Here is an 11,088-nt window from a genome sequence, read left to right on the forward strand (position 1 = left end):
AACCGCAACGGTCCTCTCCTACCGACCGTTCCCCGGTGGAACCTCCATCGGAGATGGTAACCTTATTTCTGTTACAGGACACTAGTGTCCTGTGGCGATACGGGCGCCGCGGGGAGCGGCGAGGCGCCTTGCGGGGAGAGGGCAAGGCAATGTGGGCTCGATGCAGGAATCAGCGCCGTTGTCCGGCACAGACTCCTACTGCTGGCGGTCGGAATCGGTCGCTTGATCGGCCTCAGTCTCCTGGTCGGAGTCAGCCGGCGGCGCACCTGCATCGCCCTCGCCGTCGGAATCGGTTCCGCTGGCGCAGGCCGCCGCCATGGCGGCAGCCGCCGCGATCGAGCCGGCCGCGACCGCACGCGAGAGAAACGAGCGGCGATCGACCCGGACAGTGTTGATGTCCTCGTCAGTCAGTGCCGTCGGCGATCCGGGACGAGTCGCGCCGAGCTTGCTGTTCTCCGATCTGCTCATTACATTGCTCCTAAGACTGGAAACCGAGAATGAGTCTCAATATGCTAGTAGCGCGATGCTAGTGATGCGTGCCATGGTTGTCAAGCCGCCACCGGAGCCGCGGGACCAATGAGTGACAACAACGTACCATCGGTTGCTACGCACGGAGTGCTGAGATGACGACGGACCAAACCCGGGCAGGGCAGGCGATCGACCGCAACTGGTACGCCTGGCTCATCGATCCGCTGCCGACCGCGGAGTTCGAAAACAATTTCTACGAGCAGAGGCTTCTTCACATCCGGCGCAAGGCGCCCGAGTACTACGCCGGACTCCTCTCGGTAAGCGACCTCGACATCGTGCTCGGCACTCACTCGGCCGGTCATCGGGACATCAAGCTGGTACGGGATGACGGCGACGTCGCCTCCCGCGAGTACGTGAACGGTGCCGGCAGGGTCCAGCCTCTCGAGGTCGCGAGGCACTTCGACAACGGCTCGACCGTCATCTTCAATCAGCTCCATACGCGCGTGCCGACGCTGGCGCGGCTGTGCGTCGCGCTCGGGAGTCGCTTTTCGTCGCGAGTCCAGACCAACGTGTATCTCACGCCGCCCGACGCGCAGGGATTCGCCCCGCACTGGGATGTCCACGATGTCTTCGTGTTGCAGATCAGCGGCACGAAGCGCTGGTCGATCTACGACACCAAGGTAAAATTGCCGATGCGCGGCCAGCGCTTCGAACCCGGCACGCCTCCGGGCAACGTTGGCGATGAGTTCGAACTCAGGCCGGGCAGCGCCCTCTACCTTCCGCGCGGTCTGATGCACTCCGCCCGCTCGACGGGGCAGGCGTCCTTGCACATTACGCTCGGGCTAACGGCATTCACGTGGGCGGAGTTCCTCGTCGAGAGCGTCACCGCGGCGGCGCTTGGGGAAGAATCGCTTCGCCGCAATCTCCCTCGCGAGTTCACTCGCGAGGGATTCCCTGCGTCCGAGCGAAAGCGCCTGTTCAGCGAGAAGCTGGAGTTGCTGCAATCACAGTTCGACCCCGAGGTCGTATGGCGCCGCTTTGCGGACGAGGTCTTGGCCACCGACGTACCGCTGTTCACCGACCTGCTTGGCCAACGGCTCCACCGAGATCGGCTGGCGCAGGGCTCACGGGTAAGACGCCGTGTCGGGCTGCTCACCGAAGTCGCGACGGACGGCGAGACGTGCGTCCTCCGGTTCTGTGGCCGGGAGCTCAGGCTACCGGTCGGGGTGTGGCCGGCGCTGCAGTTTGCCACCACGGCTGATGAGTTCTGCGTCCTGGACCTGCCCGACTGTCTGGATGCGGAGGGCAAGCTGACCTTGGTGAAGAGACTCGTCAAAGAGGGGGTTCTCCAGAGCACTGCACAGGGAGATGACCTGTCCTCCGAAAAGCAGTCCGCTTCATCTGACAGCCTGTTGTGACCGAATAGGCGGGAATTGAGAGGTAATGGGTTGAAGTTCACCGAACACCAACTTCGCGGCAAGCGCGTATTACACATTCCGGGGCTTTGGCTGCTGGCGATGACCCTGATGCCCCCCGGCCTGACGGCCGACGATCGGCATTCGCCTCGGGCGATCATCGACCGGGTGGACCGCGTGTTGAGAGGGACCTCCAGCCGCGGCGTGGCCACCATGAGGGTGATCACCCGTCATTGGGAACGGAGCCTGACCATGGAGGTCTGGTCCCTGGGCGCCGACTACTCCCTGGTCCGGGTCCTGTCTCCCGCCAAGGAAGCCGGCACCAGCACGCTGAAGGCCTCCAGGGATATCTGGAACTACCTGCCCAAGGTGGATCGCACCATCAAGATTCCCGCCTCCATGATGATGGGGTCGTGGATGGGGTCCCACTTCACCAACGATGACCTGGTCAAGGAGAGCCGCCTGGTAGAGGACTACGAGATCGAAACCACCTTTGAAGGAACTCGCGAAACCGTCAAGCTCTGGGAATTCACCCTGACCCCAAGACCGGAAGCCGCCGTGGTGTGGGGAAAGATCGAATACCGGGTCCGACAACGGGACTTCATGCCCTTGCAGGCCCGCTACTTCGACGAAGAGGGCGCGTTGGTCCGCACCCTCACCTTCAGTGATTTCCGCCGCATGGGCGGCCGCCTGGTTCCGGCTCACATGGACATGCAACCTCACGACAAGCCCGGTGAGCGGACCAGCGTGAGCTACGACGAGCTGCAGTTCAACCTGGACATCGACAAGTCCTTCTTCTCTCTGCGGACGCTCCGGCGCGGGAGGTAAGCGGTCATGGCCCTTCCTTCCTGGTGGCTGATTGGCTGGCGCAATCTCGGGCGCAACCCGAGACGCACCTTCATCACGGCCCTGGGCCTGGCGGCCGGCTACTTTGCCGTCATCTTCATGGTCGGCTTTGCAGACGGACTCAAGGTGGAGATGATCGAGAACGGCACCGGCCTGATGACCGGGCAGATACAGATCCACTCGCCCCGCTACAGGCCGGACCGCAGCCTCTACGAGACTATCGGGGGCCGTTCCGGATCCGACTTCGAAGCCGTAATCCGGACGGCGGCCCAAGATCCCGCCGTGGTCGCGGCCGCACCCCGCGTCTACGGCGCAGGGCTGTTGAGTTCCGGGCAATCCACCCGGGGCGGCATGCTGATGGGCATCGACCTCGATCGCGAGCCCGGGGTCAGCCGTCTCATGAATTCTCTGTCACAAGGGCGGGCCCCAAACCCGGCAGCCAACGAACTGATGATTGGAACCGAGATGGCCCGCCGGCTCGAACTGCAGGTCGGTGGCGAGATCATCCTGGTGGCTCCCGCGGCGGACGGCTCAATGGGCAACGACGTCTTCCGGGTAAGCGGTCTCTACCGGACGGGAATGGCGGACCTGGACGGTGCCTTCGCCCTGGTCCCGATCCGGTCGCTGCAGCGCTTGCTGGCTCTCGATGCGGGGAGGATCCACGAGATCGCCCTCTCCACCGCCGATCCCTGGCTGGCTCCGGAAGCCGGCCGGCGCCTGGTTGCCGCCCTGGCGCCGTTGGGTGTGGAGATGGAGGTCCTGGACTGGACCGGGCTGCGGCCCGAAATGCTGGAATACGCGCTGTTGATGGATTCCTGGTACTCGATCGTGGTCATCATCGTCTTTGCCATCGCGCTTTTCGGCGTCGCCAACACCATGCTCATGTCCACTTTCGAACGACGGCGGGAGTTTTCGGTGATGCTGGCTCTGGGAGCCAGGCCCCACCAGATACTGCTCACGGTGGTTTCGGAAGCCACCGCGCTGGGATGGATCAGCCTGGTCCTGGGCGTGGCCGTCACCTTGCCGCTCATCACCTGGTGGCACCATTATCCGATCGACCTGAGCTGGATCTACGGCGATCTCACCATGTTGGGAGCGCTGATTCGTCCCGTTCTCAGGGTCGAGTACAACCTCCCCGTGTCTCTGTGGACCGGCCTGGCGCTGCTGGTGACCGCGGTGACAGCCGGTCTCTACCCGGCGGCGCGAGCCGCATGGTTGCCACCGGCGGACACACTCTCCGGCCTATGAGCTCCAAGACCGCCGTCATCGCCAAGCTGGCTCTGCGCAACCTGAGAAGACAGGCCAGGCGCAGCCTGCTGACGGCTGCCTCCATGATTGTGGGTGGCGCCCTGTTGATATTCAGCCTGATCCTGGGGGACGGAACCCACGAGCAGTGGATCGACTCGGCCGCGCGCATGGCCGACGGGCACCTTACGATCCAGTCAAACCGATTTCAGGACAGCCGAGCCCTGAAGGACAGGATGCCTTCGGAATCCCGAGCCCTGGTGGAGCAGGCCCTGCGCCAAGGCGGCCTCCCCGGAGGAATCCATGCCATGGTCCCCCGGCTCGCCGTCACCGGCATGGCCAGTTCCGCGGCCGGGGCGCGACCGGCTCGCATCCTGGGGGTCGACCCTGGCGTCGAGGCCGCCTTTTCCGTCCTGGACGAGAAAGTGCGGCAGGGCCGCTACCTCCGACCCGGAGACCGGCTGGCCGCCTTTGTGGGAATCGGGCTCCTCGAGGCTCTCGATCTACGGTTGGGGTCCAAGTTCGTCCTCACCGCCCAGGATGCCGATGGGGAAATCGCCGGCCAGCTGGTTCGGGTGGTGGGGACCTTTCGCACGGGCATTCCCGAGGTGGACCGCTCGCTCCTGCACATTCCGCTTTCCACCGGCGGAGCCTGGCTGGGCTGCGGCGACGATATCACCTCCCTGGGGCTGCTGCTGGCAAACAGCGAGCAGGTGCCTCAGGCTCGGCATTCACTGCAGCAAGGGCTCTCCCAGCTACCCGGATCGGAAGAGCTGCAGATATTGAGTTGGCGGGAATCCCTGCCGGAGCTGGATGCCGCCGTGAAGATCGATGACTTCTCCAACTACCTCTTTCAGGGGATCCTTTTCAGCATCATTGCCCTGGGGATCGTCAACACGGTGCTCATGTCGGTGATGTACCGGCGGAGGGAGTTCGGCGTGCTTCAGGCCCTGGGTCTGACTCCCGGCCAATCGGCCAGCCTGGTTCTGGTGGAGGGCTTGATTCTGACCGTCCTCAGTGGGACTATCGGCATCGCCCTGGGTCTGTCGGTCACCTGGTTTCTCTGGGGAGAGGGACTCGATCTGTCCTCCATGATGGACAATGAGTGGACGTTCTCCGGTGTGGTGATGGACCCGGTGGTGGTTCCCCGTTTTCGGGTAGCCCGGATGGTGCAGGGGCTGTCGTTCATTTTCCTCATTGGTATGCTGTCCTCCCTCTACCCGGCCCTGAGAGCCATGCGCATCGATGTTGCCGAAACCATGAAGTTCGAGCGCTGAAGGAGCGAGATCGTGGGCAACCCGGCCCTGCGTACCGAAGCGGTCTGGAAAGTCTTTCATCAGGAAGCGGAAGAGGTGCGGGCCGTGCGCGGGGTCACCCTCACCATCCAGCCCGGAGAGTTCGTGGTGCTGGCCGGACCCTCGGGATCGGGCAAGACCACCCTGCTCAATCTGATCGGGGGCTTGACTCGGCCCAGCGACGGCCGGGTGTGGGTGGACGGACTGGAACTGACCCGGATGAGCAGTCGCGAGCTTGCTCGGATGCGCCTGGAGAAGCTGGGCTTCATCTTCCAGTCCTACAATCTGCTGCCGGTCCTCTCGGCCTTGGAGAACGCCGAGTTCCCGCTGCTTTTGCGCGGCCTGGAACGCGGCCAAAGAGAGCGTCGGGTCCGAGAACTGTTCCAGCGCACCGGACTGGCAGGACTGGAGCACCGCCGTCCCGGCAAGCTGTCGGGGGGACAGCAGCAGCGGGTGGCCGTCATCCGGGCGGTGGTCGGAGAACCCGCCCTGGTTCTGGCGGACGAGCCCACCGCCAACCTCGACTCGGCCGCCAGCGACGTCCTGCTGACGGTGATGGAGGAGCTCAACCGGGACCTTGGAACCACCTTTCTCTTCGCCACCCACGACTCCCGGCTGATGGAACGGTCCCGTCGCCTGATCCATCTGGTCGACGGTAAGATAGCCTCTGACCAATGGCAAGAGCCCCGGCGCGAATAACAGTTTCCGCGGCATTCCTCCTGGCCCTGGGGGCAACCCAAGGCGGCCCCGGACCGGCAGCGGCCCAGACACCCCAGATCCGGGGCTACTATCACAACCTTCCCCTGTGGAGCCGGGCGACGCCCTCCCGTGCCGGGTTCTTCGGCGACTTCAACCGCTTGCGGCTGATGAGCGAGCCTGGCTGGGGCCCCCTTTCCCTGGAGATCGCTTACGAGCACACCCTCGGCCTGAACCGGCAGCCGACTTCGCGAGCCCTTGCGATCGCCGGCCTTCCCGAAACCCGACCCTGGCTGGACCTCCAGTGGAACCTTTGGGAGCAGGATCATGTGAGCTGGCAGCACCGCTTCGATCGCCTCAACCTGAGCTGGGCGCCTACCGGGAATCTGGATTTGACGCTGGGGCGACAGACGGCATCCTGGGCGACCACGCTCTTTCTCACCCCGGCCGACCCCTTTTCTCCCTTTAACCCCGCCGACCCCTTTCGCGCCTACCGCGGAGGCATCGACGCCGCCCGCCTGCAATTCCACCCTGGCCCCCTCAGCCAGGTGGAGGTGGTGGTGCGGCCCACCCGGTCGGCCGAAGGCAGGGAGATCACCGCCCTGGGGCGAGGCCTGACCACCTGGAAGAACTGGGAAATCTCGGGTTGGGCCGGAGCGCTTTTCGACGAGCCTGCTGCTGCCGGGGCCGTTTCCGGCTCGCTGGGCCCGGTGGCGCTGCGCGGCGAGGCATCGCTGCGCAGGATAGGTGGTGAAACCGTGCTGAGAGGAACGCTGGGCATCGACCGCCGCCTCACCCTCTCCAACCGGGATCTCTACCTGGTGGCCGAGTACCAGCACGACGGCCTGGGAGCCGGCGGCTCCGATGAAACCTCGTCGGTCCTGGAGTCCGAGGCCTTCACTCGGGGCGAGCTGCAGGTGCTGGGGCGCGACCAGGCCGCCGCCCAGGCTCAATATCAGCTCCATCCCCTATGGAGCCTGTCGCTGCTCTGGCTTTGGAATCTCAACGACCGCAGCTCCCTGCTGGCTCCAAGCCTCTCCTACTCGGCAAGCAACGAAGTCACCATCACCGGCGGCCTCTTCAAGGGATTCGGCGAGGTCTCACCGGGCTCCGAGGGACCGCCGGCCTCCGAGTACGGCGCCCTCGGCACCACCGCCTACCTTTCGTTGAGCATTTACTTCTGAAGGGCCGAGAGGGCCATCCCCGGGCTTGCTCCTGACGACGCCCTCGTCCGTGATAGACTTACGCCGCGCCCCGACTGACCCCAGCGCGGGTGATGGTCCCCAATACCGGGGCTGACGCCCCCCGACCCATCCGGAGAATTCAAAGGAGCCGCCATGAAAATCGCCAACCTTCGCGGACCCAGAGACCTGCACATCGAAGAGCGCCCCCTGGACACCAGCAACCTGAAGCCGGACGAAGTCTGGATCCGGACCCGGGTGAGCGCCCTGAAGATCGGGACCGACCGAGGCAACTACGAGGGGGCCGAACACGTCCCCGGAGCCCCGGTGTATCCCCGTTGGGTGGGAGACAGCAACCTGGGAATCGTGATGGGAGTGGGCAGTGCGGTCCGTCGGGTTCAGGTCGGGGACCGGGTGGTGACCCGGCAACCCCACCAGTCGGAATACATTACCAACGAGGCGGCCAGCATGGTGAAGGTTCCGGAGGGGGTGGACGACGAGGACGCGGTGTGGGCTCACCTCTACGCGCTCAGCTCCTTCTGCTACCGCAAGGCTCATTTCGAGCCGGGCGAAAACGTGGCGGTGGTCGGACTGGGAACGCTGGGTCTGGGAGCGGTGGCCCTGGGGCCTCTGTTCGGTGCGCACTTGATTGCAATCGGCAACAGTCCCACCCGCCTGGAGATGGCCCAGCGGATGGGGGCTCACGAGGGCTTCCTCTACAACGACCCGGACCTGAAAGCCAAGCTGGGCGAGGTCACCGGAGGCTCCGGCATCGACCTGGTGATCCTGACGGCCAATCCCTGGCCCGCCTACCGCACCGCCCTCGAGATTGTGCGGCAGCACGGCCGAGTGTCCATCGTCAGCCTGTTGGGGCGGGGGGAAACCGATCTGGACTTCAATCCGTTGTCCATGTCCCTGTTCTACACCCGGGGCATCTCGCTGCACGCCGTATCGGGACCGACGGGGTATCTCTATCCGGACGGGGGCGCCGGTTCTACCATGGAAAACCGCTTCTCCAACGATCGAGCCGCCGAGCACATGCTGTTTCTGATGAAGACCACCTCGCTGGAACCCAAGAAGCTGATCACCCACCGCTTCCACTACTCCCGGATGGTGGAAGCCTACGAGATGATCTACCATCGGGAAAAAAACATGCTGGGAGTCCTCTTCACCTGGGAGGACTGACACCCGGTGAGGAGCGCGTCGTTAAGGGTCCGCCTATGGTTCCCCTTTGGCTGCTGAGCCTGTTGCACACCCTGTCCCTGGCCGCGGCCCTACTGGTGCTGGGCTTGCTGGCCCGTCACTTTCTGGCATCCACAGGCAACCGCTTGGATCGGCAATGACCGACGTCGGAACCGGACTGACATTGGAAATCGAGCCTGACGTGCAGGGCCTGCACGTCCGAGACACTTGAGAAAGGAGCCGTCCGTGCAACGTTTGTGGTTGGCGGCCGCCTTTGCGGTGCTGGCGGGAATCGCTCTGCGGCCCGGCCTGGACCCTGTTGCCGCCTCGAAATACCGGGTCGTGCACGGCTGGCCTCAAGCGCCCGAAGGGGCCCCCTTTGCCGGGGTCGCCGGGGTGGACGTGGATTCACGAAATCGTGTCTTCATCTTCCAGCGCACCGACCCGCCCATCCTCTGTCTTGACGGCCAATCCGGCAAGCTGCTGGCTTCCTGGGGCGAGGGCCGGTTCACCGAAGCGGCCCACGGCCTGGAGGTCGATCCCTGGGACAACGTCTGGGTGGTGGACGTGGGCCACCACCAGGTCTTCAAGTTCAGTCCCCGAGGAGAGCTGTTGATGACCCTGGGGACCCGAGGGACTCCCGGCCTGGGTCCGGTGCTTTTCAACAAGCCCACCGACGTGGCCGTGGCCCGAAACGGGGAGATTTACGTCGCCGACGGCTATGTGAACAGCCGGGTGGCCAAATTCTCCTCCGAGGGCCGATTTCTAATGGACTGGGGAAGCAAGGGCGACCGGCCGGGGCAACTGAACACGCCTCACGGCATCGCCGTCGACGGCCAAGGCAAGGTCTACGTGGCCGACCGGGGCAACCAGCGCATCCAGGTGTTCGACGGCAAGGGGACCCTGCTCCGCCATTGGAGCAGCCCCCGCATGCGCCGCCCCTGGGGCCTGGACATCGGCGCCGACGGCTCGATCTTCGTGGCCGACGGAGGGGACCTGGTCCATCGGGACAAAAAGGAGCGGATCCTGAAGTTCAGTCCCGAGGGCAAGGTGTTGGAACTGTGGGGCTCCTTCGGGAGGTACGACGGACAGTTCTACTGGGCCCACGACGTGGCGGTGGCCCCGTCCGGTGAGGTCTACGTCTGTGACGTGCTGGGCCGGCGGGTCCAGAAGTTCGTGGCCGGCCCCTCCGGCTGACAGAGGGAACGCCCGCTACCCTTGTCAAACAGGTGAGCCTTGGACAGATCCAGACTCACTCTTTCGGGTGGGGGCAGGCCCGCCGCTTCAGGTCCCCAGAGCGCCAGCAGCGTATGGACTCCGGCCTTGAGATAGTAGAGGACGCTGCTGCCCATCGGCTCCACCACCTCCACCTCGATTTCCAGCCGCACAAGGCTTGAGGTCCCGTCCGGCCCTGACCCGCACTTGAGCACATGTTCCGGGCGAATGCCCAGCGTGACCTGCCGGCCGCTCCAGTCCCCGGGAACGTTGAGTTCCGAGAGCGGCAGCCGCAGACTCGCGGTTTCCAACCAAGGCTCCCCGTCCCGGGCGACCGCCCGCCCTTCCAGGAAATTCATCTCCGGCGATCCCAGAAAACCGGCCACAAACCGGTTGGCCGGCCGATTGTAGAGGTTGAGGGGAGTGTCCACCTGCTGGAGGATGCCCTGGTCCATGACGGCGATGCGGTCCCCCATGGTCATGGCCTCAACCTGGTCATGGGTCACGTAGACGGTGGTCACTCCCAGCCTGCGGTGGAGCTTGACCAGCTCGGTCCGGGTGGCCACCCGCAGCTTGGCGTCCAGGTTGGACAGGGGTTCATCCATCAGAAACGCCTTGGGCTCGCGCACGATGGCCCGTCCCAGGGCCACCCGCTGGCGCTGTCCGCCGGAAAGCTGCTTGGGACGCCGCCCCAGCACTTCCTCAAGCTCCAGCATCCGGGCAACCGACTGGACCTGCCGTTCGATGCCCTCGCGTTTCCCCTTCCAGGCCCGGCGGTCCAGCATCCAGGCCAGGGGGCCATGCGGGGGAGTTCGCAGGCGCAGGCCGAAAGCCAGGTTCTCCCGCACGTTCATGTGGGGATAGAGGGCGTAGTTCTGAAACACCATGGCCACGTCCCGGTCCTTGGGGGAGAGGGTGTTCACGCGGCGGTCTCCGATAAAGATTTCCCCGCCCGTCAACTCTTCCAGACCGGCAATGCAGCGCAGCACCGTGCTCTTGCCGCAGCCCGAGGGCCCCACCAGCACCAGGAATTCCCGGTCTGCAATCTCCAGGCTCAGGTCGTCCACCGCCGTCACCTCGCCGAACCGCTTGGTCAGATTTTTCAGCCTGATTTCGGCCATGGGCTTGTGCGCCAGTCAGGTTTTTGGCGTGATTGGGAAGCGAGCGCCACACCGGTGCCGCCAACGAGCCGCTGACCTTCACTCAGGGGACGCCGGGTTGGCCCCCCAGCGGTTCGACTGCGGGCTGAATCTCCTATGTGGCGATCTCGCCGATACCGTCCCCCCCACCGGTTCGACTGCGGGCGGAGCCCTTGTCTCACCGACTCCCCCTCCAGGGGGGAGTGATTGAGGCCTGCACAAGGCTTCCAGTAGAACTTGTGCAATCCATTCATGGTTTACACAATAAACCGCAAACATGGTTTACACGGCCAGTCTTCTTTATGTAGGGCTAAGCATATCTCCAAGGGGGTCGATGGGCAACGAGCGGGCGTGCTCCGCAGGGAGGGCGGAGCCCGACCGAAGGAGCACTCCCGGCTTCACTCCC

11 protein-coding genes are annotated in these 11,088 nt (G+C 64.7%); 9 read left to right on the forward strand and 2 right to left on the reverse strand.

All coding sequences use genetic code 11. The features are described 5' to 3' along the window. Window positions 1-195: 195 nt before the first annotated feature. A complete protein-coding gene (locus OXI69_05460; protein ID MDE2665576.1) occupies window positions 196-468 on the reverse strand; it encodes a hypothetical protein in 273 nt (90 codons plus the stop codon). A gap of 155 nt (window positions 469-623) precedes the next feature. Here OXI69_05460 and OXI69_05465 point away from each other — a divergent pair, with 155 nt between their 5' ends. The 9 genes from OXI69_05465 (at window position 624) to OXI69_05505 (ending at window position 9,525) form a co-directional block, all read left to right on the forward strand. Further along, window positions 624-1,886, forward strand: coding sequence for a hypothetical protein (locus OXI69_05465; protein MDE2665577.1), 1,263 nt, complete (start codon window positions 624-626; stop codon window positions 1,884-1,886). Window positions 1,887-1,916: 30 nt separating this feature from the next. Beyond that, window positions 1,917-2,711 (forward strand): outer membrane lipoprotein-sorting protein, encoded by a 795-nt coding sequence (locus OXI69_05470; GenBank protein MDE2665578.1) that lies wholly within the window; start codon window positions 1,917-1,919, stop codon window positions 2,709-2,711. Between the two features lie 6 nt (window positions 2,712-2,717). Next, window positions 2,718-3,977, forward strand: a complete 1,260-nt coding sequence (locus tag OXI69_05475; GenBank protein MDE2665579.1) for an ABC transporter permease — start codon at window positions 2,718-2,720, stop codon at window positions 3,975-3,977. Next, a complete protein-coding gene (locus tag OXI69_05480) occupies window positions 3,974-5,251 on the forward strand; it encodes an ABC transporter permease (GenBank protein ID MDE2665580.1) in 1,278 nt (425 codons plus the stop codon). The genes OXI69_05475 and OXI69_05480 overlap by 4 nt, the downstream gene beginning before the upstream one ends. Before the next feature lie 12 nt (window positions 5,252-5,263). Then, window positions 5,264-5,968, forward strand: a complete 705-nt coding sequence (locus OXI69_05485) for an ABC transporter ATP-binding protein (GenBank protein ID MDE2665581.1) — start codon at window positions 5,264-5,266, stop codon at window positions 5,966-5,968. Then, the gene (locus OXI69_05490; GenBank protein ID MDE2665582.1) at window positions 5,944-7,149 is read left to right on the forward strand and encodes a hypothetical protein; all 1,206 of its coding nucleotides are present in this window, start codon (window positions 5,944-5,946) and stop codon (window positions 7,147-7,149) included. Before OXI69_05485 ends, OXI69_05490 begins: the two co-directional genes overlap by 25 nt. A gap of 153 nt (window positions 7,150-7,302) precedes the next feature. Beyond that, entirely contained in the window at window positions 7,303-8,331 is a 1,029-nt protein-coding gene (locus tag OXI69_05495) for a zinc-binding alcohol dehydrogenase (protein ID MDE2665583.1), read from the forward strand. A 35-nt stretch (window positions 8,332-8,366) separates the two neighbouring features. Then, a complete protein-coding gene (locus OXI69_05500; GenBank protein MDE2665584.1) occupies window positions 8,367-8,489 on the forward strand; it encodes a hypothetical protein in 123 nt (40 codons plus the stop codon). An 85-nt stretch (window positions 8,490-8,574) separates the two neighbouring features. Beyond that, entirely contained in the window at window positions 8,575-9,525 is a 951-nt protein-coding gene (locus OXI69_05505; GenBank protein MDE2665585.1) for a peptidyl-alpha-hydroxyglycine alpha-amidating lyase family protein, read from the forward strand. Here OXI69_05505 and ugpC read toward each other — a convergent pair. Further along, window positions 9,465-10,664: a sn-glycerol-3-phosphate ABC transporter ATP-binding protein UgpC gene (gene ugpC / locus OXI69_05510; protein MDE2665586.1), complete on the reverse strand. Its 1,200-nt coding sequence runs from the start codon at window positions 10,662-10,664 to the stop codon at window positions 9,465-9,467. The genes OXI69_05505 and ugpC overlap by 61 nt on opposite strands. Window positions 10,665-11,088: the final 424 nt, after the last annotated feature.

The sequence above is a fragment of the Acidobacteriota bacterium genome, from assembly GCA_028875575.1.
GTDB lineage: Bacteria > Acidobacteriota > Terriglobia > Versatilivoradales > Versatilivoraceae > Versatilivorator.

Excerpts from the sequence above, each read along its gene's own strand:
- OXI69_05460 (MDE2665576.1), bottom strand. The coding sequence starts at position 468 with ATGAGCAGATCGGAGAACAGCAAGCTCGGCGCGACTCGTCCCGGATCG.
- OXI69_05465 (MDE2665577.1), top strand. The coding sequence starts at position 624 with ATGACGACGGACCAAACCCGGGCAGGGCAGGCGATCGACCGCAACTGG.
- OXI69_05475 (MDE2665579.1), top strand. The coding sequence starts at position 2,718 with ATGGCCCTTCCTTCCTGGTGGCTGATTGGCTGGCGCAATCTCGGGCGC.
- OXI69_05480 (MDE2665580.1), top strand. The coding sequence starts at position 3,974 with ATGAGCTCCAAGACCGCCGTCATCGCCAAGCTGGCTCTGCGCAACCTG.
- OXI69_05490 (MDE2665582.1), top strand. The coding sequence starts at position 5,944 with ATGGCAAGAGCCCCGGCGCGAATAACAGTTTCCGCGGCATTCCTCCTG.
- OXI69_05495 (MDE2665583.1), top strand. The coding sequence starts at position 7,303 with ATGAAAATCGCCAACCTTCGCGGACCCAGAGACCTGCACATCGAAGAG.
- OXI69_05500 (MDE2665584.1), top strand. The coding sequence starts at position 8,367 with ATGGTTCCCCTTTGGCTGCTGAGCCTGTTGCACACCCTGTCCCTGGCC.
- ugpC (MDE2665586.1), bottom strand. The coding sequence starts at position 10,664 with ATGGCCGAAATCAGGCTGAAAAATCTGACCAAGCGGTTCGGCGAGGTG.